Source organism: Desulfosporosinus sp. SYSU MS00001 (assembly GCF_049943955.1).
Classification (GTDB): Bacteria; Bacillota; Desulfitobacteriia; order Desulfitobacteriales; family Desulfitobacteriaceae; genus Desulfosporosinus.
Genome location: NZ_JBNFTW010000003.1, coordinates 97,196 through 119,876, shown reverse-complemented (window position 1 = coordinate 119,876; position 22,681 = coordinate 97,196). Strand labels below are relative to the sequence as shown.

The 22,681-nt window shown below is 41.4% G+C and carries 20 protein-coding genes; 5 read left to right on the top strand and 15 right to left on the bottom strand.

Annotation, left to right across the window (positions count from 1 at the left end; genetic code table 11):
- Positions 1–26 precede the first annotated feature (26 nt).
- The 11 genes from hydE to ACPUYX_RS06980 all read right to left on the bottom strand — a co-directional run bounded on the left by hydE (position 27) and on the right by ACPUYX_RS06980 (position 13,641).
- Positions 27–1,103, bottom strand: a complete 1,077-nt coding sequence (gene hydE, locus ACPUYX_RS07030; RefSeq protein ID WP_426379281.1) for a [FeFe] hydrogenase H-cluster radical SAM maturase HydE — start codon at positions 1,101–1,103, stop codon at positions 27–29.
- Positions 1,104–1,176: 73 nt separating this feature from the next.
- Complete coding sequence (gene hydF, locus ACPUYX_RS07025) at positions 1,177–2,421, bottom strand: [FeFe] hydrogenase H-cluster maturation GTPase HydF (RefSeq protein ID WP_426379024.1); 1,245 nt, start codon at positions 2,419–2,421, stop codon at positions 1,177–1,179.
- A gap of 19 nt (positions 2,422–2,440) precedes the next feature.
- The gene (locus ACPUYX_RS07020; RefSeq protein WP_426379023.1) at positions 2,441–3,847 is read right to left on the bottom strand and encodes an aspartate ammonia-lyase; all 1,407 of its coding nucleotides are present in this window, start codon (positions 3,845–3,847) and stop codon (positions 2,441–2,443) included.
- Between the two features lie 17 nt (positions 3,848–3,864).
- Entirely contained in the window at positions 3,865–5,283 is a 1,419-nt protein-coding gene (gene hydG / locus ACPUYX_RS07015) for a [FeFe] hydrogenase H-cluster radical SAM maturase HydG (protein ID WP_426379022.1), read from the bottom strand.
- A gap of 101 nt (positions 5,284–5,384) precedes the next feature.
- On the bottom strand, positions 5,385–5,639 hold the full coding sequence (locus ACPUYX_RS07010; protein WP_426379021.1) for a TM1266 family iron-only hydrogenase system putative regulator: 255 nt from the start codon (positions 5,637–5,639) through the stop codon (positions 5,385–5,387).
- A gap of 253 nt (positions 5,640–5,892) precedes the next feature.
- Positions 5,893–7,635, bottom strand: a complete 1,743-nt coding sequence (locus tag ACPUYX_RS07005; RefSeq protein WP_426379020.1) for an NADH-dependent [FeFe] hydrogenase, group A6 — start codon at positions 7,633–7,635, stop codon at positions 5,893–5,895.
- 22 nt (positions 7,636–7,657) lie between these two features.
- Positions 7,658–9,544: an NADH-ubiquinone oxidoreductase-F iron-sulfur binding region domain-containing protein gene (locus ACPUYX_RS07000; protein ID WP_426379019.1), complete on the bottom strand. Its 1,887-nt coding sequence runs from the start codon at positions 9,542–9,544 to the stop codon at positions 7,658–7,660.
- Between the two features lie 84 nt (positions 9,545–9,628).
- Positions 9,629–10,117 carry an NADH-quinone oxidoreductase subunit NuoE gene (gene nuoE / locus ACPUYX_RS06995; RefSeq protein WP_047808484.1) on the bottom strand — a complete coding sequence of 163 codons (489 nt, stop codon included), beginning with the start codon at positions 10,115–10,117 and terminating at the stop codon, positions 9,629–9,631.
- 445 nt (positions 10,118–10,562) lie between these two features.
- A complete protein-coding gene (locus tag ACPUYX_RS06990; RefSeq protein ID WP_426379018.1) occupies positions 10,563–11,726 on the bottom strand; it encodes a cache domain-containing protein in 1,164 nt (387 codons plus the stop codon).
- A gap of 383 nt (positions 11,727–12,109) precedes the next feature.
- On the bottom strand, positions 12,110–12,535 hold the full coding sequence (locus tag ACPUYX_RS06985) for a hypothetical protein (RefSeq protein WP_426379017.1): 426 nt from the start codon (positions 12,533–12,535) through the stop codon (positions 12,110–12,112).
- Positions 12,532–13,641 carry a ParM/StbA family protein gene (locus tag ACPUYX_RS06980; protein WP_426379016.1) on the bottom strand — a complete coding sequence of 370 codons (1,110 nt, stop codon included), beginning with the start codon at positions 13,639–13,641 and terminating at the stop codon, positions 12,532–12,534. The genes ACPUYX_RS06985 and ACPUYX_RS06980 overlap by 4 nt, the downstream gene beginning before the upstream one ends.
- A 175-nt stretch (positions 13,642–13,816) precedes the next feature.
- Here ACPUYX_RS06980 and ACPUYX_RS06975 point away from each other — a divergent pair, with 175 nt between their 5' ends.
- On the top strand, positions 13,817–14,209 hold the full coding sequence (locus ACPUYX_RS06975) for a hypothetical protein (protein WP_426379015.1): 393 nt from the start codon (positions 13,817–13,819) through the stop codon (positions 14,207–14,209).
- A gap of 61 nt (positions 14,210–14,270) precedes the next feature.
- Here the strand turns inward: ACPUYX_RS06975 and ACPUYX_RS06970 are convergent, their stop codons facing one another.
- Together ACPUYX_RS06970 and ACPUYX_RS06965 are read right to left on the bottom strand one after the other, a co-directional pair.
- Positions 14,271–15,104 (bottom strand): deoxyribonuclease IV, encoded by an 834-nt coding sequence (locus ACPUYX_RS06970; protein ID WP_426379014.1) that lies wholly within the window; start codon positions 15,102–15,104, stop codon positions 14,271–14,273.
- A 2-nt stretch (positions 15,105–15,106) separates the two neighbouring features.
- A complete protein-coding gene (locus ACPUYX_RS06965; RefSeq protein ID WP_426379013.1) occupies positions 15,107–15,847 on the bottom strand; it encodes a metallophosphoesterase family protein in 741 nt (246 codons plus the stop codon).
- Positions 15,848–16,123: 276 nt separating this feature from the next.
- On the opposite strand from ACPUYX_RS06965, the gene yyaC reads away from it, so the two are divergent.
- On the top strand, positions 16,124–16,732 hold the full coding sequence (gene yyaC, locus ACPUYX_RS06960; protein WP_426379012.1) for a spore protease YyaC: 609 nt from the start codon (positions 16,124–16,126) through the stop codon (positions 16,730–16,732).
- Positions 16,733–16,803: 71 nt separating this feature from the next.
- Here yyaC and ACPUYX_RS06955 read toward each other — a convergent pair whose 3' ends face one another.
- Positions 16,804–17,025, bottom strand: coding sequence for a hypothetical protein (locus ACPUYX_RS06955; protein WP_426379011.1), 222 nt, complete (start codon positions 17,023–17,025; stop codon positions 16,804–16,806).
- Between the two features lie 402 nt (positions 17,026–17,427).
- On the opposite strand from ACPUYX_RS06955, the gene ACPUYX_RS06950 reads away from it, so the two are divergent.
- Together ACPUYX_RS06950 and ACPUYX_RS06945 are read left to right on the top strand one after the other, a co-directional pair.
- Positions 17,428–17,799 carry an Hpt domain-containing protein gene (locus ACPUYX_RS06950; protein ID WP_426379010.1) on the top strand — a complete coding sequence of 124 codons (372 nt, stop codon included), beginning with the start codon at positions 17,428–17,430 and terminating at the stop codon, positions 17,797–17,799.
- 73 nt (positions 17,800–17,872) lie between these two features.
- Positions 17,873–18,532 (top strand): response regulator transcription factor, encoded by a 660-nt coding sequence (locus ACPUYX_RS06945; RefSeq protein WP_426379009.1) that lies wholly within the window; start codon positions 17,873–17,875, stop codon positions 18,530–18,532.
- 118 nt (positions 18,533–18,650) lie between these two features.
- On the opposite strand, the gene ACPUYX_RS06940 is transcribed toward ACPUYX_RS06945, so the two are convergent.
- Positions 18,651–21,398 (bottom strand): response regulator, encoded by a 2,748-nt coding sequence (locus ACPUYX_RS06940; protein WP_426379008.1) that lies wholly within the window; start codon positions 21,396–21,398, stop codon positions 18,651–18,653.
- A gap of 204 nt (positions 21,399–21,602) precedes the next feature.
- On the opposite strand from ACPUYX_RS06940, the gene ACPUYX_RS06935 reads away from it, so the two are divergent.
- Positions 21,603–22,535, top strand: a complete 933-nt coding sequence (locus tag ACPUYX_RS06935; protein ID WP_426379007.1) for a dimethylarginine dimethylaminohydrolase family protein — start codon at positions 21,603–21,605, stop codon at positions 22,533–22,535.
- The last annotated feature ends 146 nt before the right edge of the window (positions 22,536–22,681 follow it).

The following is a 22,681-nucleotide window of genomic DNA, read 5'->3' as shown; positions in this document are numbered from 1 at the left end:
CTAAGAATTAATTATCCAGGAAGAAATTAATCCGTGACCTCTTTGTAACTATCACCATGAGAGATAAACTTCCAGCTATCACCTTTGCCTAAATCCACTTCTTGTCCCACCGCCTGAATTCTTCGCTCAATACAATAACGGCAATCCTCGGGATGATCATCGCCGCAAATCTTATTTTCATAAAGTGCGTACTGTTTCCTTACCGATGTCGGGGTGATAATAGGCATAACAACATTAGCACCTGCTTGCAAGGCCAGCTCTCTTCCAAGGGGATGGAGAGTGCCCAAGGCTGTTGTGGCTGGAATAAGGCTGTCCGGAACAAGGAGTCGTGCTAAGGCCACCATTACTAAAGTATCGTCTACCGTCCCACCCTTCTCTCTTCCCAGAGGCGTTTCGCTGTGGGGAATGAAAGGCCCGATTCCAATCATGTCGGGATGAAGTTCTTTTAAATAATGAAGGTCTTCTGCCAAATCAGCTGGAGTCTGTCCGGGGAGTCCAACCATAAACCCTGCTCCCACTTGATACCCGATCTCTTTTAAAGCAGTTAAACAAGCCCTGCGATTGGTAAAGCTCATCGTCGGATGCAGTAATTCATACAATCCCTTCGTGGCAGTTTCATGGCGCATCAAAAAACGATCAGCTCCGGAAGCAAAAAGGCTTTGATAGATTTCCGTTCCCCGCTCGCCGATGGATAGGGTGACAGCCACCTCTTGATCATAACGTCTCTTAATCTGACGAATCAGCTCACTTAGTATCTCAACAGTGTACCAAAGATCCTCACCACTTTGTAAAACAAAGGTCCGATAACCTAATTCGTAGCCTTTATCACAACAAGCCAATATTTCCCCCGGTGTCAGCCGATATCGTTCTACCTTGGTATTGGAAGCCCGAAGACCGCAGTATAAACAATCTTGACGACAAATGTTGGAAAACTCAATAAGCCCTCTCAAATAAACTTTGTTCCCATAATAGTTTTGTTTTGTCTTAAGGGCGTTTTTATAGAGAATCTCCCTTTCCTCGGGTGTTATAGTTTTTATGAGAGCTATTATTTCCTCTTTTGAGAGATCATTGGTCTGATAGGCTTTCTCGATTAAATTATGCATAGTCACTACTCATTTCCTCCATCATGGGCAGCATTTTTTCTGCTTGAATCTCTCAAATGCCAGATTATAACGATTAACCGAACTCTTCTTCCAAGACCATCTTGGCTAAGGGGAACGGTTCAAGAGCTCTGCTCATCAATCCCTGTACATAAGCAATCAAAATTCCGTAGTTAACAATAGGTACTCCCAGAGCTTTAGCACTCGCTATTCTGCTGAGCATGCCGGTTCGGTTCATCATACAAGCTCCACAGTGAACGATAAGGGCATATTTCTTCACATCCTCGGTAAAAGTTACACCGGATGTGAATTCAAACTCTAGCTGTTTACCTGTTCTTTGACGTATCCACCTGGGTATCTTCACACTGCCGATATCATCTGATTGCCGGTGATGGGTACAACCCTCGGCAATTAAAACTTTGTCTCCATTCTGGAGGCGGTCGATGGCTTTCGCACCTCGGATAAATTCGGTGAGATCTCCTTTTTGCCGGGCAAACAAGATTGAGAAGGAGGTCATTAAGATATCCTTAGGTGTATCTGCTGCAACCTTTAGAAACACTTGGGAATCCGTAATAACAAGTTTGGGTTTTTTAGCCAGATTGCTTAAGGTTTCTCTCAGCTCATATTCCTTAGTCACAATTGCCATCGCATCGCTCTCTAAGACATCGCGGATCGTTTGCTGTTGAGGAAGAATCAGCCGTCCTTTGGGAGCAGCTTTATCGATAGGAGTAACCAAGACAACAAAATCGCCGGGATTGATCAAATCTCCCACAATTTTGAAGGTATCCTCGTTCTCCGGGATCACCGAGATAATTGCGCTTTTTAAATCTTTGATTCCTTGTTTCGTGAGAGCCGATAGGGCAACAACTGGAGTATTTAAGGTTTCCTGTAGTTGAGCCGCTTTTTTTCCTGCCTCTGACTTGTCCAGAGTATCCATTTTATTTAAGACAACAATGACTGGCTTTTTCTTATCGCTTAAGGTTTTAAGAATTATATTGTCATCGTCACTGATTCCAAGATTAATGTCTATGATAAGCAGGGCAACATCTGTCTTATCAAGAACCTCCAGGGTCTTTTTGATCCTTAGCTCTCCTAATTCTCCTACATCATCGAAGCCGGCCGTATCAATGATCACACAAGGCCCTATAGGTAAGATTTCAATCGCTTTGAAAACAGGGTCTGTGGTAGTTCCTTTTACCTCGGAAACGATCGCTGTCTCCTGTCCAGTCAGGGCATTGATCACACTGGATTTTCCAGCATTTCTTTTACCGAAAAGCGCTAGGTGAACTCTCACCCCTCTTGGTGCATCATTTAAGCTCATTTAAAATTCCTCCGGCAAATCATTTTTCCAGTCCTCCCGGTATACCCGGTTTCGTTACTTCCCAAGGATTGAGAATTTCAGCAATCCGGGAGTCCGATAATGTTGTTTCTTCTTTTAAGACGTCGCATATAGATTTATTGTCCCTTAAGGCTTTTCCTGCGAGCTCAGAAGCCCGGTCATAACCGATATGATGAACAAGAGCCGCAGCTAATGCTGTTGACCTTTCAAGATTGGCTTGGCATTGTTCTTTTTGAGCCTGAATTCCCTCAATACATTTTTCCCGGAAGATGATAACTCCCTGATTCAGCAATTCGAGGGATTCCAAAAAGCTTTCTGCAATCAAGGGCATAAAAGAATTAAGTTCCAACTGTCCGGATGAGGCTGCTAAAGTAATCGCATAATCATTCGCCATAACCTTCATGGCCACTTGACCAATCATTTCCGGTATGACGGGGTTTACTTTGCCGGGCATTATGGTTGAACCTGCTTGCCTTTGAGGAAGTTCTATTTCTCCCACCCCCCCTTTAGGCCCGGAAGCCAGTAGGCGCAGGTCATTGGATATTTTTAGCAAATTTGTACTGCAAGCTTTTAAAAGGCCGGATACTTCAACGAAAACATCATTATTTTGGGTTATGTCTATCGGATAGTCAGACCGGGCTAAGCCCAGTCCTGTCAGTTCCTGAATAGTATCCGTGATCATAAAAATATAGTCATGCGAAGCATTCATACCGGTGCCAATAGCGGTACCACCCAAGTTAATTTGCCTAAGCCGCTCTTCGCCTTTGTAAACTCTCCAGCGGTCCCTTTCGATGCCCTTGGCATAGGCACCGAATTCCTGCCCCAACATCATTGGCAGAGCATCCATCAGCTCTGTCCGGCCAAGTTTAAGGACATCACTAAATTCATTTTCTTTCTTCTGGAGGGCTTCCTGCAAATCTGCCAGCGAATAGCTTAACCTTCGCAGCAGACGTATGGCTGCAATTCGCAGGGCAGTAGGGTAAACGTCATTAGTCGATTGAGACATATTCACATCGTTTAAGGGGTGGATAAGATGATAATCTCCTTTTTTCCCGCCAAGAATCTCAATAGCTCTGTTGGCGGCGACCTCATTGACATTCATATTCGTGGAAGTTCCCGCTCCCCCTTGCAAAGCATTGACGACAAATTCCTGATCGCATTTACCCTCAATGATTTCTTCGCAGGCTTTAATGATAGCTTGTGCCTTGTCCTTCGTCAATTTCTTCAAACGATGATTGACCATTGCTGCTGCTTTTTTAATTAAGGCTATTTCATAGATCAGCTTTCGATTAACACTTCTCGTCCCTAAATCGAAATTTTCAAGAGCCCGTTTCGTATTAACTCCGTAATAACTTGATTCTGGAATTTCCAGTTCACCGATATTGTCCTTTTCAATTCTAACGTTCACGTTACATCCTCCAGGAGTTAGAAGCGGAAATCTCGCTTTCCATCCTTAATTTCGTTCAAATGCGTTGAAGCAATTGTTCGAACCTTCTCATTAGGTATATTGGGAATTTCTTTTTCAATGACTGCCTCACCCTTTTTCTTGGTATCCGGCGAAGCATAATCCTCCAGATATTCTTTGAGAGTCATTAAAGCATTGGGCTGACAGCAGTTGGCAATCTGCCCGGACTTAACAAGTTTCATAAAACGATCCCCTGTACGCCCTTCACGATAACACGCAGTACAGAAGCTGGGGATATACCCCATTCCCAGGAGCCAGTTTAAAATCTGATCCAAGGTTCGGGTATCATTAACTTCGAATTGAGCTGAGTTATCATCCTCTGCTTCCGGCTCGACATATCCGCCAACACTGGTGCTTGAGCCTCCGCTTATCTGGGATATACCCAAGCCTAGTACACGCTCACGGGTTGCTTGCGATTCACGGGTGGAAATAATCATTCCCGTATAAGGGGTGGCAATACGAATTACGGCCACAATCTTTGCAAAAATATCATCTGAGATGGCATTGGAAAAGTTTTTAGGATCAATATCATCGGCAGGACGGATGCGCGGAACGCTGATAGTATGCGGCCCCACGCCCATTGCTGCCTCTAAATGCTCAGCATGCATGAGTAGACCTACAAAGTCATAACGATACATATTTAAGCCGAACAAAACTCCGATTCCCACATCATCAATACCGCCCTCCATGGCACGATCCATCGCTTCAGTATGATAGGCGTAGTCGTGCTTTGGTCCTGTGGGATGCAGTTCCTCATAGCTTTTTTTGTTATAGGTTTCCTGGAATAGAATATACGTACCGATACCTGCTTCTTTCAGCTTGCGATAGTTTTCCACGGTTGTTGCAGCAATATTAACATTGACTCGACGAATAGCTCCGTTTTTATGCTTAATACCATAAATAGTCTTGATACTTTCCAAAACATATTCAATGGGATTGTTCACAGGATCTTCTCCTGTTTCTAAAGCCAAGCGCTTGTGTCCCATATCCTGTAAAGCGATGACCTCTCGCTCAATATCCTCCTGTGATAATTTTTTACGAGATATATTTTTATTTTTATGGTGGTAAGGGCAATACACACAGCCGTTTACGCAGTAGTTTGAAAGATAGAGCGGAGCAAACATGACAATACGGTTGCCATAAAGCTTTTGCTTAATCTCCTTGGCGAGTTTAAACATTTTTTCATTCTCATCTTCCAGATCGCATTCCAGCAAAACTGCAGCCTCTCGATGAGTTAAGCCCTTGCAGTCTTTGGCACGTTCTATTAGGGCATCAATCAGTTCACGATTTCTTTTGTTTTCCTGAGCATAGGCAAGGGTGGCCAGAATCTCACTGTCATCTATAAACTCCGTTGCAATTTTTGACTTACAATCATACATCGTCTTAACTCCCTTTTATTAGTTATTTTTAATTATCTTATCTATCAACACTCAACCGAGATTCGGATGGGGTCCAAACTCCACCTATATCAAGTTTCACGTTACTTCCCCGACTTTTTAGTTAAAGCTGATTTGACGTTAACGCCTTTAATTTTCCCAAGCTTTCCTGTAAGAGCACTAATTTCATCAGTAGTGCCTTCAACAATCAACGAAATAATTGCTATTCCTCTCTCCTTGCGCGGAACGCCCATTCTCCCAACAATAATACTCGCTAATTCATGCAGCGTTTCGTTAACTAGATTTGCGCTTTCAAATTCTTCGATAACAATCCCTACCACTCCGATTCGACTATCCATGCTTTCATTTCCTCCAAAAAAAGAAAGCCTTCCCCAAAAGTAAGAAGGCTTTCCAACATTAGCATTAATTTCACCCTTCTCCTCTTGCTCAGATTAATCTTCACAATTAGATCATTGTTTTTATGAATCCACTATGGCGGAAAACTTCCAACACAGTCGATGATTATTATGAAATTGATCTAAGTTCTATGGAGTATTATGCCAATAACAAGTTAAAAGCACTCCAAGGCATGGCTATGATCGGGAACAACCATTAGATTTTTCTGCGTGCCGTATAACTGGTATGCAGTAATTGGTGAGCCCTCTCTCCGTAGGGTTCGCCCAAGTAATCCTTATACAAGGCAACAATCGCCAGGTTTTCATGGGACTTACGCAAAGGCTTAGCACGATCTTCGCGGTAAATAGCAGCCGCTCGGGATTTAAGGATTTCCATATTGCCATGATGATAGGGTTGACCACCGCCGCCAATACATCCTCCCGGACAAGCCATAATCTCGATCACATCATAATCGCTTTCTCCGGCCCGTATTTTCTCTAGTACAGTGCGAGCATTGCCCAGACCATGAATAACTGCAATTCGATAGTCTTTTCCTGCAATGGGGATAACTGCTTCTTTAATTCCATTCATACCTCTGAGAGCTTCAAATTCTACTTTTTCCAGAGCTTCTCCTGTCAGCATTTCATAGGCCGTTCTAAGGGCCGCTTCCAGAACTCCGCCTGTAGTTCCAAAAATAATAGCTGCACCTGTTGATTCACCTAACGGATGATCAAACTCTTGATCCTTAAGATGATCAAAATGGATGCTGGCTTCACGGATCATGCGAGCAAGTTCACGAGTCGTGATAACAACGTCTACATCAGCAGTATCAGCACTTTGGGCTAATTCAGGACGAGCCGCTTCGTATTTTTTAGCGACACAGGGCATTACAGAAACAACCGTGATGGATTTGGGATCAATACCTAACGTCTTAGCATAATAGCTCTTGATCAAACTTCCCATCATTTGATGCGGAGATTTACACGTTGAAGGGATGTCTAAAAGATCAGGAAATTGATGTTCGAAGAATTTAACCCAGGCTGGGCAGCAGCTTGTCAACAAAGGCAAACGACCGCCATGTTTTATTCGGTGTACAAGTTCGCTAGCTTCTTCCATAATCGTCAAGTCCGCCGCGAAATCCGTATCGAAAACTCGATCGAATCCAAGGCGTCGCAGGGAAGCCACCATTTTGCCTGTAACAATCGCCCCGGGTTCCATACCAAATTCCTCTCCCAGAGCAACCCGTACAGCCGGTGCAGTTTGAACAACCACAAATTGATTGGGATCATTAAGAGCTTTCCAAACTTTATCGACTTGGTCCACTTCAGTTAATGCCCCTGTCGGACATACCGCTAAACACTGCCCACAAAACGTACAGGCCGTTTGACTAAGCGGTAAATCAAAGGCGGTTTTGATTACAGTCTCAAAGCCACGCCCCATGGCAGAGTATACCCCGACTGTCTGAACTTCATTACACATTGTTTCGCAGCGGCGGCAGCGAATGCATTTATTCGGATCACGGACAATTGATGAACTGGATTGATCAATTTCAAACTCAGATTCTACCCCTTCATAGCCGATCGTCCGCACACCTAATTCTGCAGCCAGCTTTCTCAGGTCACAATCCATGTTCTTGGCACAGGTTAAACACGATTTCGGATGGTCCGAGAGCAGCAGCTCAACCATGGCTCTTCGAGCTTGAATGGCTCGCAGGGAATCCGTTTTTACGACCATTCCCTCCATGACAGGAGTCGAACATGAAGACGCTAAATTGCGCCGCCCTTCGATCTCAACAACACAGACCCGGCAAGAAGCTATATTATTATTATAATGCATTTCGTGGAGTTTCATATGGCATAATGTCGGAATATCTATATTTATAGTCCTTGCTGCTTCTAAAATTGTCGTTCCCTCTGGAACTGTCAAGGTTATATCATTAATAGTTAGATGTATATCCATAGGAAGTCCTCCTTTACGGGCCTTAATGACGAATAATGGCGCCATCAACCCGGCATTGTTCCATACAGGCCCCACACTTTAGACAACGTTCTTGGTCAATAACATGGCGTTTCTTAGGCGAACCGCTGATGGCGCGCGTTGGACATTGTTTTGCACAACGGCCGCAGCCAACACATTTATCAGTAATTTCATATTTTAATAAACTTTTACATACTCCCGCCGGGCAGGTTTTATCAACAATATGAGCAATATATTCATCCCGGAAATATTTTAAGGTTGAGAGAATTGGGTTAGGAGCACTTTGCCCCAAGCCGCAAAGGGCAGTATCCTTGATAATATTGCACAGTTTTTCTAAGTTTTCCAGATCCTCTAAAGTGCCGCGGCCATCAGTGATTTTTTCCAATATTTCATGCAGCCGTTTCGTTCCCACACGGCAAGCGGTACAGCGTCCGCAGGATTCATCCATGGTAAATTCCAAGAAAAACTTGGCGATTTCCACCATACAGTCATCTTCATCTAAAACAATAAGCCCTCCGGAACCCATCATGGAACCAATAGCCATTAACGATTCATAATCTATGGGTGAGTCCAAATATTTTGTCGGAATACATCCGCCGGAAGGACCCCCGGTTTGAGCCGCTTTAAAGGTTTTATGCCGTTTAATCCCCCCGCCGATGCCAAAAATGATTTCGCGCAGGGTTGTTCCCATAGGAACTTCCACTAAACCAACATGATTTACTTTTCCGGCCAGAGCAAATACTTTTGTTCCTTTGCTTTTTTCTGTCCCGATTTTGGCGAACCATTCCGCACCGTTCAAAATAATTGGGGGAATATTAGCTAACGTTTCCACATTGTTGACACAAGTAGGCTTACCCCATAGTCCCTTTTGGGCAGGGAATGGTGGTTTGACCGTAGGTTCTCCCCTTGATCCTTCAATAGAATGAATAAGTGCAGTTTCTTCACCACAGACAAAAGCGCCGGCTCCATATTTAAGTTCAATTTCAAAGTCAAAATCGCTGCCCAAAATCTGTTTGCCAAGCAAACCGTATTCACGTGCTTGATCAATAGCGATTTTTAAGCGATGGATAGCGGCAGGATATTCTGCCCGAACATAAATGTAGCCCTGTGAAGATCCAATCGTTGCACCTGCAATAAGCATTGCCTCAAGAACACTGTGCGGGTCCCCTTCCAAAACCGAGCGATCCATAAAAGCACCCGGATCACCTTCATCGGCGTTGCAGATAATATATCGTTGATCTGCTTCGCTCCTGCGGGTAAATTCCCACTTTACACCTGTTGGGAACCCAGCCCCGCCGCGTCCTCGCAGCCCGCTGACTTTAAGAGTATCGATAACATCCAGAGGAGTCATGTGGAAAAGAACTTTGGCTAATGCTTGATAACCATCTGCAGCGATATACTCCAGGATATTTTCCGGTGCAATGCAGCCAACGTTGCGCAGGGCAATGCGCAGTTGGTTATTATAGAAAGGAATATTCGCAGCAAAGCGTTCTTTAGTATTGGGGTCCATATAAAGAAGGCGCTCAACTTGCTTTCCTTCAAGCAAATGTTCTTGCACAATAGTTGAGACATCTTCGGGAGAAACTTCACAATACGTAACATTATCAGGATGGATCTGTATCATAGGACCTTTTTCACAAAATCCGAAACAACCGGGTTCAAAAACCTTTACTTGATCCGCTAATCCTGCACGATTCAGTTCTTCTTCCAAAACTTCAGCAATTCGCGGACTGCCTGAGGAATGACACCCAGGTCCCCCACAGACCAAAATATGTCTGACTAAACCGGGGGCATTTTTGGTATCCACCGCTTCTTTGGCTCGGCGTGTCTCAATTAGCTTGAGACTTTGAGCTTTCAAAACATTTAATTCTTCGGTATCTTTAAGTTTCATTTGGTTTCCCTTCCTTCGATGACGCTTCTCACACATCCATCTACTTTGTCAGCATACAACTGAGTTGGTGTTGGTTTGATTCATTTAACCTTCCGGACGGTACTTCGCCAGAACCTCATTAATTTCTTGGGGCTCATGCATTTTTCCATGGACTTCTCCGTCAACGATCATGACAGGGGCAAGACCGCAGGCTCCAACGCAGCGCAAGGTTTCTAATGTAAAGAGATTATCTGGAGTAGTTTCACCGGCTTTGATTTTTAACTGATTTTCAAGTTCATTTTTTAATTTTTCTGCACCACGTACGAAGCAGGCTGTGCCCATACATACGTTAACAACATGTTCTCCTCTAGGTTTCATGGTGAAATATGAATAAAAGCTCACAACTCCATAAACCTTGGCCGAGGGTATATCAAGCTTTTGAGCAATATGCCACTGAACATTATCTGGTAACCAGCCATATATTTCTTGGGCATAATGTAGAATAGCAATCAAGTTTTCCTTCTTATTTGGCAAGCTATCGATATAATTATCCAACTTTTGCGCGAACTCATTGGGCGAATCGCTGTTGCACATTTAAATCCTCCTCCTCTAAAATTTATTTCAAACAAAGTAGTACTACCCTCATCTGCCTCCCTTAATCACTTTTTAGTTACATGTCTCGCTCATCGAGCAGCCAACCAATAGATTGAAATTACTGAAAAGTTTTACTGTAAATATAGTTTAGCGTGATTAGTTTGAATTGTCTTGTTTGTTAACATAATTAAAATAATTAAAATGCTTTATTAAAGTGACTTTAATTATTAAAGTCACTAGGACACGCGTGATTCATTGAGATTCTAGGATCTCTTTCATACTACTACAAATCAATTTTATTTAATCATTAGAAGAAAAGTCACAAAGCAATCCACAAATAAAAAGACGAGTAAAAAGAAACTCGCCTTTTATTTCTGAAATAAAATAACCAGTTTTATTGAAAGAATACCTTCGTAAACTCTTAAAAAGGATTCTGTGTTCATTATTAGAGAGGGATGAAAATTTTCACTGGTCTTCCGACCGTACCGCATTTCTGTTCGGACCTTAAAACTCCACACTGTTCCAGAAATTCGAGGTAACGACGTACGGTAACTCGAGTCAGCTTAACCCCTTCTGCAACCTCTTCTGTGGAAATTGGCCGACGATTTTTTTCCAGATAATGAACGATCTGGTTGAGAGTTGCCTTGTTTAGACCTTTGGGTAAGGCATCTGCTCCATTGTTCCAAGGAGTATCCAGTCCAAATAATGGTTCAAATTCTTGAGAAACAGTTTCAGCCGAGGAAAATTCATTGCTTGGTTCAAAATCCTTGAGTTGCTCAAGCATAGCATTGAGGCTCCCTTTTGGCGGGCTGCTTTCATGAATGGTAGTTGCTGACCTGTTAATTTCACCTGTTAAGGTTTGAATTTGCTCTGCCATCTGGATAAGAGCATCCTCAAGTTTCTCGATCTCCGCAGCACCAGGAGGACTTTGAAGATTTTGCTCAGCAGTTTCCGGCTGCCTTCCTACATCCTCCAGGAAAGGAGAGCTAACCAATTTTCGCAGAAAAAGCCCAGCGAGGAGCGCTATTAAGGACGTTAAGGCTAGACCTATACCCCCCATTGTTATCAAGGATCTTTTTAAAGATTCCTGCTCTGAGGCTTGAGAAATCCCAACATAGAGCATCCCAAGAATCACACCATTTTCCGCTCGTAAGGGAGCATAAGCTGATTGGTACGGCTGACCAATGACATCGGCATTCCCAACATACACTTGGCCATTTTTTAGAACTGTTGCGGCCACATTCTCTGAAGCCTTAGTTCCGATGGCTCGATCACCATTTAAACTGCGAACTGTTGTCGCTGCTCTCGTATCTCCTAAGAATACTGTGACATTATCCCCCGTTATCTGGGCGATATGATCCACCATATCGCTGTTGAGACTCATTTTAGCAGTCCCTTTATACAGCTCACCATCTCTTACAACCCATGAGCCGGGATATTTCAAATCAATAAATTCCTTACATATTGTCAAATCTGATTGGGCTTTTGAAGAAGCTTCAACTATTAGACGATCCTTCATGTACCAGCCAAAAGTCATTACTAAGCTCGCTGCCAAACTAATAAGCGAAACCAGCATCAAGATTGACATTTTATGTCTGAGCGAACGCACGAGTGCACCTCTTTCGTTGAACCTAAAAAACTTTATACTTTATACAATATATTCACGAATAAATCAGAAAAACCTCTTTTTTTAAGAAAATAATAACTAATTTTTTAGAAGGACAATTATTATTTAAGATTTAATCTTAAAATTTAGACGTTCACTTAATCCACATGATCACTTCATTATCTGCAACACACCACTAATTTATAATAGCTGCTTTAACCGAATCTCAATATAGAACAAATAATCATAGAACTAATTTATCTGTCATAGTTTAAAAAGATGTATAGATGCAAAGGACAGGAACACTGCTTAATTTAAACAGTATACCTGCCCTTTGCCATTGCCGGCAATCATATTGACTATTCTTAGCTTATAAACCCTGATAATTATTTAGTTTTCTGCTTCGAAAGATCATGAACCGCCTTTAGTACCTCTTCATCATCTTCAAGTCCAATAATATTATTCATAAGATGCTGATATCCCAGAGATGATTTGGATTGGGTTTCACTCTTGCTTAGGGCCGGCCCTTCAGTAAACAATGCCTCCAAAGAAAAGGAGTCTGCTTGGGAATTAATTCGAGTATCTTCCTCAATCTCTTTTGAGCCGTTATGTTCATGAACATCGCTGCTTCCTATCATGTCTGACTGTGGCAGGAACCTCTTCGCGACGTTACAACCTTTGAACATCATGCGCAAGGCTTCTTTAATAAAATCATTTCGTATATCCGGCTCTATTTGTTGCAAATCCTGCCAAAGGTCAATGTCAGCCTCATTAAAATCCAGAGGAATAGAGGACGGTAAAGGCGTTATCATACTGTAGAATTTTCCTTCTTAGTTAGTGAGTTGATTAAGGTCGAAGCCATTATTCTAAATCCCGTAGCATTCCCAAACTGTGGATTGTCAATTAAGACTTTGTTTTCTATTTGAATATGGTTAAATACCTTTTCGCCAACATTTCCGGCAACCAGAACCGTGTGTATTTTGCCAAGCATTGGTTTCAGGGTTTTCTTTACTTCTCGGGTAATGTCTGCTCCCAACTGAGCCAACATGGTTTGCATAATTGGATTGAGATTTAAGGACCCATTATTCCATGGATATTGTCCTTGATTAACGCGGAAAATTTTATCCAGTTCTTTATCATCCGTCTCAATAGAATTTGCGTGAGAACTTGTCATTTCTTTAAGCTTTTCCGCCACACCGGTGTATGCCCATTTCAAGCCTTTCTCAATACTGAAGGAGTTTGGCGGATCAAGCATAACACCATCATAAAATGTTGCGATATCCGTTGTCCGAAAACCGGCATCAATGACAACAACATAGCCGTTAAAAAGCTTCTCATTCGTCGGAAGTCCGTATTCATCGAGAGTTTCTTTTATAAACACGCCATAACTCTGTGGAAGCACCCGTGAGCGAAGAATATTCAGATGACGTGTCGTTCCTTCTAAAGGACCGGAGAGGAACTTTACAGAAAAAGACCCCTTCAGCTCAGCTTCATATTTTTCCTTCAAGCTCGAATAGTATTTTACCGGCACACCTGTCCCCAGATAGACATTAACCTTTGGATTTTGTTGAGCTAGGGCTAAAGCAACTACTAATAATGAGGTAGCCTCCTCATCAGAAGATTTATCTTCATCCCAACAATAGTGAGCTTCGTTAGGGTTTAAGCTTTCTGCTAAACTCCCCATAAAATAATGGTTTTCTACACCTGTTGAATTATTTTTAACAATCACATCAAGCGAAGAGACTTGGGTTTCAATATCTGAACCCTTATCCATTAAAATGTTCCCTAGGGTTGAGAAAATCCGTTCATTGCCTTTACAGATTACCGCAGGAAATAAGATCTTCATATCGCGGGTGTCCAGTTTAATTGCTCCAAATCCCGGATCAGCTCCGGCAATGAGAATATCACTGTCAAGCACACTCGTTCCTCCTCGCCAAGATTCTATTAAAATCCACATATTCTTTGTCAAACTACTAATACCTACCATTATATATGAATTTTTGACGCTTGTAAAAACGAATGTATTTAATTTTGTAATCATTAAAAAATGTATTAAAATAGTAGTGATAAAATTGTTTTTGGGGTGACTGAGAATGAAAAAAATAGCAACGTTTATTCTTCTTTTTCTTCTTGTAGTTGGATTAACCGCCTGTAATTCAAAACCGCCATCGGACACTTCTCAAAATACGGTTACTTATACGAAAGAATTTTCGTATCTTCCGGCTTACAACAATATGCAATACCAGAATTTAACCCAAACCGGCCAAAGTCAAACTGCTAGGTACCTAATTAAAAATACAACTGTCGATAAAGTTCTAAAGGACTATGGGGATATCCTCAAAAATGACGGCTGGACTCTAAGCTGGAGTTATACGAAAGATAAAAAGCCCGCAAGCCTTGTTGCTCAGAAAGACAATCATACCGTTGCCTTACTGCCGCGGCAAAGCAATAAAAACGTTTTATTAATGATCTCAGGTCCTAGGTAAAGTCAATCAAACATGCCCTCGACAAAGCATCTTTGTCGAGGGCATGTTTGACTCTCTGCTATTATTCCTTATAAAGATCTCTCAAGAGGGCTATCTCTTGAGCGTAACCGTTCGAATCGTTTGGTGTTTCAAGGAAAAAGGGCAGATGCCGAAGTTTGGGATGATTGATAACTCGAGTTATAGCTTCCAGACCAATCGAACCCTCACCAATTTTGGCATGGCGGTCTTTGTGGCTGCTCTTAGGATTCAGACTATCATTAAGATGAATGGCATACAGTCTCTCTAAACCGATAACTTTGTCAAAGGAAGTAAGCACGCCGTCAAGGTCATTGACAATATCGTACCCGGCGTCATAAACATGACAAGTATCTAAGCAAACGCCCACTTTTTCAGTGAGAATTACGCCCTCCAAAATCTGCTTAATCTCTTCAAAAGTACGGCCCACCTCTGTGCCTTTGCCCGCCATGGTTTCCAGCAGTACTTTAGTTGTCTGTTCGGGTTTCAAGAGATTATTTAGTTGGTCAATTATTTGTTGAATACCAACATCACTACCTTGTCCTCCATGGCTGCCCGGATGAAAATTATACAGGTTGCCCGGTATATATTCCATTCGCATCAAATCGTCAGCCATTACTTCTGCCGCAAATTCTCTTGTTCTTCCCTCCGGCGAGCAGGCATTAAGAGTGTAAGGGGCGTGAGCCAAAATTGGCGCAAATTGATTTTCCTGGATTATCTTAAGTAATCCCTCAACATCCTTGGGATCAATTTCTTTAGCTTTGCTGCCTCTTGGATTACGGGTGAAAAATTGAAAGGTATTAGCGTTGATTTTCAGTGCCTCATTTCCAATCGCCTTGAATCCTTTGGAAATTGAAAGATGGCAGCCAATGTTCAGCATAGTTATCCTTCTTTCTTATGTTTGGTTAGACCGCGATAAATCCCTGTTCTCAATTCCTGAATGTATTCCTCTTTCTCAGGCATGTCGGTTAAGCCGGCCTGGTTAATAGCCAGATCGATATCATAAGGTACTCTTACAAGAACTATAGAAAAGGAGGATGGATGTTTTCCATTAAACATTCCTTCAATTATGCCATAGGAAGCTTGGGTTATATCAAGAGGATTGCCCACACTTCCAACATTAAAAATTGTCTTTCCAGCGAAATGATCGATGTGGGCTCCGTGAATATCCCCATATCCAACCACATCTGCTTCTATATCAAGGGTAGGAGTGGCTTCAAATAGTTTTAGTCGTTCTTGGCGCTTTGTAGAAAGATAAACTCTATGAAAAAGATCATTAGGGGAAGCATGACAGAGCCTTAGGAGCTTACCGCTAATATAAAATTCTTTGTACATCGGCAAGTCTCTCAGATACTTTAATCGTTCTGCTCCCAGCCTGCTCTGATGCCAGGTTAATACTTCCTGCCCCTTGTGTTCGGTTAAGAAATGATCCCAGTTGCCTTTAATGACGACTTCACAGTTTTCCCTAATGGTATCGACTGCTTCTGCCGGGTTAGGGCCCTTCCCCGCTAAATCACCCAAGCAGTAAATGCTCTGAATATTCTTGTTTCTAATATCAGCCAACACCGCTTCTAAAGCAGGCATATTACCATGAATATCCGATATTATTGCAATTCTATCCATATTGTCTCCTTGCATCATCTTTTATACTACTTACTTTACACCTTTTTATAGTTACATAGAAGTATTGGGATAAGAAAACGTGGGGACAGGCATTACTGCTGTGAACAATAAGCCATCCCCACGTTTTTTCTTTGTTGGCCGATTTTCCTTCCTCCAGGAATATATTTTATCCTTAACTATACAATGATTAATAAGGGCTTCCGGTGCTCCTTTTTACCCCTGTTATGTCAATCGCTAAAAACAAACAGGATAGATTAGGCGTTAAATGTAGAGGAGGTGGAAATAATTCCAGAGCTTTCAAGGAAAAACTTCGTCTCAGTTAATTCCCTTGTCTATAATTTTGGAGAAAGACAATCATTCATCTCCACGTTAAATGATCTTACCTTCGGGAAAAGTGTTCTCTTCGCCTGTATAGGTACGGACCGAGCAACGGGTGATTGTCTGGGACCACTGGTCGGCACAAATTTAAAGCGTTTAGGGTATACAGTATTAGGGACATTAGCCGAACCTCTGCACGCACAAAACTTAATTTCAGAAATCAATAACGTCCTGGCAACCCAGCGGCCCGATATAGTGATTGCTGTTGATGCCTGCCTTGGTAGGACTGAAGATATTGGCATGATCACCCTCGCTGATTCTCCCTTAACTCCTGGTTCTGCGGTACACAAAAATTTGCCCTCAGTAGGTGATATTTCTATTTTAGGGGTTGTGAATGTCGGAGGTTTTTTTGAATTTCAGGTTCTGCAAGGAACCCGTCTACATACGGTTATGAAACTCGCTGCTGATATTACCCATTTAATTTGGCGGGCAATGCCAGTCTCCTCTGGGGCACAAACAAGCTATCAACAGACCCAAGCCTACATGCCATTTATTTCACAAAACTAAATACCCCTATGCTTACATTCTAATCAATCCGTTAGCACGAACTAATTTTTGCTCAATGTCAATGGGGGGATTTATAAACCCGAAACTGACTGTAAGATATTAACCCTTTCTTCGAGCTCTTTACTGAATCTGAATCTATCCAATATTTCCGATTCTAAGCCCAGCTGATCCAACGTTGATTTCCCCCGCAGGAACCAATAGATGCATCTGCAGTCTTGAACTTTGCAGCCCATTTCTAAGAGCTTTGAACCTTCTTCAATTAAGGTCTTTAGATCCTCTGCCTGAATCTCCATTCTTATCCTCCTTAGCTTACTTAAACTAAATGATAAGTAAACAGTCAAATAGAGCTAACTTAAAATAATTTATTGAACCTGAACTTGTTTTAAGCCACTTAAGAAGTAAGAAGGCCATAAATCCTGATTTCATCTCAGAGTACTGGCCCCTTAAGCATACTTAAATTCGTGGATCTTGAAAAGTGACTAATGGCACAAAAACAGTATGCCAAAAGCACAATTTTATGGGACTAAAGATTTAAGCTGATTGGGAGGAACTAGACGGTTTGTGGTCGACAACAAGAGACAAAGAGTTATCGGAGCTTTTAAATTCTAAAGATAAAGAAAAAATTAGAGAATTATATTACACATTGTCGTATATTGAGGTATACTAAAATTAATTCGATAAAAAGGAGTGCCTTAATGAACCCCTCCTGTAGGTACGATCTTAAAAGTTTTTCAGATGAACTTGGACTTCCTTTAAAAGATACAGCTGACCTGTTCTCTGAGTTTATTACAGAAATCAAAGATGAACTGTCTAAAGCAGAAAACGTCTTGACAAACAATAACCTTGAGGAACTTCAACGAATTAACCATAACATCAAGGGAATATCCGCAAACTTTAAGATTTTAGACCTATATGAACAAACTTGCAAAATAAGTAAGGTCTTAAAGAGCGGCTGTGATAATCTGTCTCTGCAATCCCTATTAAATAATCTTTTTATCATTTATGAAAATGCTGTTCAGGAAATAACAGCTTTCTTTGCGTATCAAGGTATCGAAATCAAACAATAATTCTAGTTCACTAGCTAACTTATTTCAATTTAAAAGAATTGATTATCTTTATACATACTAAAGAGGTAATTAAATGTTGAAGGTTCTAATAGCAGATGATCAAAAGCTCTTAAGAGAAAGTTTCAAAACGATTATTGAAAAAAATAGCGAAATGCAGGTTGTAGCCTGTGCTGCCAATGGCAAAGAGGCCTACGAATTATGTACTAAACTTAAACCGGATGTTGTACTCATGGACATCTCGATGCCTTTATGCAATGGAACTGAAGCAACCAAATTGATTAAATCAAACTATCCCGACATTAAAGTTCTAATAGTTACTGCCTCCGACGACGAAAGCGATGTTTCACAAGCGATAATCAATGGGGCTGACGGTTATATTCTCAAGACTGTTGGAACTGAAGAATTAATTCTTTCCATAAAAAGTACATACCTTGGCCTGCAAATTATTCACAAGGATGTTTTTAAACCCGCAGCATTCGCCGGCTCTTCCGAAAAACCGAATACGCTAAGACACAACCAAGTAACCATTGAGGGAATTGACGTAAAACTAACAGATCGAGAATTAGACATTGTCCAAATGATTGTTGAGGGGAAAGATAACAAAGAAATAAGCGCCACCCTGTTCATTGCCGAAGGGACCGTTAAAAATATAATTACCACAATAATTTCTAAACTTCACCTTAAGGACAGGACACAACTTGCAGTGTTCGCCCTCAAAAATTTATTAGTGTAATCTAAGCGTGAACTCTTCAGCTAAAGCTGAACATCGTTGCTTCGGTGACGAAGCAAGGCATTGGGACCACCCCCACTTGTGGAAGTGGGAGTCTTACATGTAAAAAGCTTTGTCTGTTTTAGTTCAATTCAATGATCCTTATTTCCAAATACTTGTGAATTTTTTCTCTAAGAATGGATAGGGTAATTGGTTTACTAATATAATCATTCATTCCCGCCGCAAGGCACTTTTCTCGATCACCTTCCATAGTGTGAGCGGTCATTGCAATCACCGGAGAGTTCTTGTTTAATAAACTCGATTTCCTTATTCTATCCGTTGCTTCGTAGCCATCCATCACGGGCATTTGACAATCCATAAGAATAATATTGTATTTTTTAGTATCACATAGTTCAACGGCCTGCTTTCCATTACTTGCTAAGTCTGCAGAAAAACCAAGCTTATTCAGCATAATCATTTCCAGCCGTTGATTGATCACCTTATCCTCAACAAGCAGAATGCAGCTATCTGAAGCTTGCTGCCGGTCTTCCTTTATAGTATGGGGCATAACTTGCTCTTTCCTCGTTGCGGCAGCTTCTGGAAAGGCAAAATCAGAAATCACATCAAACAGCTCCAACTTTCGGACAGGCTTAGAAATATAACCATAAAACCCCATTGTTTTGGTTAATCTTACCTCTCCTTGCAGAACGGCAGAACTAAGTAAAATTAGTTTGATCTTCCTGTACCTTTCATCTCCCATCACCTGTTTACCAAATTCAAAACCGTTCATTCCGGGCATTAAATAGTCAACAAGAATAAGCTGCGGTAACAAATTCTCATCGTCCAGCCCCTTAAGAAACTCAAAGCCCTCAATACCATCTGTAACACTCATGACCTCACAGCCGATCTCTTTCAAATATTCCTGAAAGATCATTCTACTGCTTTCATTGTCATCAACAATCATGATCTTTAATCCTTTTAAGCTGACAGGCAGAAGTTTTTGTTTTTCATTTCCAACGGCAGTGTTACTTTTCACCACTCCAAGAGTTATGGTAAACGTACTGCCTTTACCGAGCTTACTATCTACTGTAATACTTCCGCCCATAAGCTCCAAAATTCTGCGGGATATGACAAGTCCAAGCCCGGTTCCTTCATACCTCCGTGTTGTAGAAGTATCTGCCTGAGAGAACACTTGAAATAAACGCTGCATGTCCTTCTCGGAAATACCTATGCCCGTATCCAGAATTTCGATTTGCAAAAGAAAATTATCATCACCCTCCATTAGTACTCTTGCTTTGAGGGTCACTTCACCTTGATCTGTAAATTTAACAGCGTTGCCAATAATATTATTCAAGACTTGCCGCAATCTGGCAGGATCTCCTTGAACATGACTTGGAACTCCTGCCGCAATAAAGGATAGAATTTCAATTCCCTTACCATGAGCTTTCGGTGAAAATAAAGAAACGACATCTTCGATCAGTCTGGGTAAGTTAAAGGGAATGTTGTCAATCACCATTTTACCGGCTTCGATCTTCGAGTAATCCAAAATATCATTGATCAGTACAAGAAGAGCGTCCGTTGATGCCTTAACCTCAGCTATATAACTTGCCTGTTCTCTTTCCAAAGGCATGGCGGAGAGAAGCTCTATATAACCAATGATCCCATTCATAGGGGTCCTTATTTCATGAGACATGTTGGCAAGGAACTGACTTTTGGCTATATTCGCCGCTTCGGCAGCTTCCTTAGCCTTTACCAGTTCTTCTTCCGCTTTTTGCTTTTGTTCGAGACTTTGCAGAAATACATTAAACCATTTATATAAATCTCCCATTTCGTCACTTAATGTAACTGGTAAGCGAGTTTTAAAATCGATGCTGTCCTTTTGGATTTCCTTAAAATAATTAGTGACTTTCTTAATACGGCTTACAAATCTTCTGCCAATTAGGAAAGCAGAAAGGAATACGAGGATGATAGAAATGCCAAACAGCAGTCCCAGACTTGTATCCTTAATTTTGTTGATAATGCTTTGTTCTGAAATAAGTGAAAGAAGGATCCAGGAGTTCCTCTTTGATTTTTCATAAAGAACCACCTTATCATCGCCATCAAAATGTGTTTTGAAACTTCCGGAATCAGCATTAACACTTCGCAATAAATCCTCATTCACTTTACTGCCGATTTTTGACTTATCTGGGCTGTATACGATTCTGTTTTCCTTATCCAGAATCAAATACTCCGTATCATTATAAGTGCTCGTAAAATGATTGTAGAAAACGTCAATATTATAATTCAATACAAGCAAACCGACAGGCTTTTCTATGCGGGAATTCGGATCAACTGTTTTAAGAATTGTCCCAATGACAATAACCTTTTTAGAGCTTGATTGAAGGTTAATATTGTCTTCAAGGCCCTGCCAAAGAATCGGGGTTTTAGAGTTCAAGACCTTTTGGTATATAGCAGCTAACGCTTTTTGGTTAATTTCTTGTCCACCCAAAACATCCCCGGCATGATAATGCTGACCGTTTAAAGAGAATAGATCAATCGAAACGAGACCTTTAAGATTGGTAAAGCTGCCGAGAATAGAATTTATCATAATTTGTGTTCTTTGCCTCTCCTGCTGAGAGACTATCTTTTCATCCTTTGCCAACACCATTTTGATAACGTTAATACTTGATATATTGGCGAACAGCCCTTCAACATCATCCATTAGATCATTCAAGCCGCGTTGTTTCTCCATCATCAAGTTTTGCGCAGACATGGTCATTTCGTTTGTCATTGCCGCCTTCGTTTTAACATAAGACATCCTGCCTAAAAGAGCCAAAGGAAGTACACAAGACAATACTAAAAAAACAGCGAGCTTTTGAGTGATGTTTAGTCTGATTGGTCTTTTTAACATAGACTTATCCTTTCGCTCCTATTATTACAAAGGCATAGGTAGTACCTCTGTCAATTCTGCGTTTTTCTAATATTTCCTGCAAGATTTTCATGTACCACCCTGGTAAATTGCTTCTAAAACCAGATTCGCAAAGCTCCCGAGTATCTAAATAGGACAGAGGTAAATAATAGAGATTAACAAATACTGCAAATTAGGGTGTGAAGAATGAGCGAGTCGAAAACGATGTTTGGAACCGAAGAACTTGGCCGGTTGAGAAAAGTCTTACTCCATAACCCCATCGAATCCCTCTCTGCAGTTTCTGAAGAGAATTACAAGTATCATTTGTTCAATTTTGTTCCCAAGGTTGATCAATACCTGAAAGAACATGAACAATATGCTCAGATGCTGCGAGAACACGATGTCGAAGTCCTGTTTGTGAGAGATTTTGTCCGACAAACTAAGGGCTTGTTGGCAAAACTCCCCAATTTACCCTATCTCCACGATACCGCTGTCATCACGAGCAAAGGTGCCATTTTATCCGAAATGTGTTCCGGCACCCGGGCCGGAGAGGAACAGGTCGTTAAAGAGGCTCTCACGAATATCGGCATACCTATCTTTCATGAATTTAAAACCCAGGAACAGTTTGAAGGTTGTTTAATACTATCTCCCTCAACCTTAATGATCGTAAATACCGAACGATCAAGCCCCAATACTATTGAGGGTTTTTTTAGCAAAGCCCTGGAGATCTTTGCGGAAGTCATTTATATTGAGGCACCACAGGCCCGCCGGTATATGCATGCAGATATGATTTTTAACAGAATTAGTGAAGACTTGGCGCTGTATTTTCCCCCGGCATTTCTTCATGCTTACTTAATTAATCGGCAAACGAGAAAAGAAATTAACTTTAAGACTTACTTAGGGAGAAAGTCTATAGAACTGATACCAATCAGTGATGAAGAACAAAGAAATTGGGGCTGCAGCTTTGTCCCTTTAGAACCTAAAAAACTTATTCACTATGATTTGGCATTAAATATTAAGACAAAAAAGTTATTGAAGGAACGTGGGGTTCAAATCCATGAATTTCATCCTGCTGCTCTTTTAGCCGGCGGCGGCAGCCTTCGCTGCCTGACCTTAAGGCTATGGAGAACCGCCTTGTAAACAGCGAGGCCAAACTATTCATTCTTCGGCAAACAGTATATAATGGGAAAAACACATGATAATTGGCAATCCATGGCCAGCTGAAGGTTAGCAGCAGTTATGTTAGGGGAAAGTAGACAACCGAAAGTTATACTTTATATAGTCTA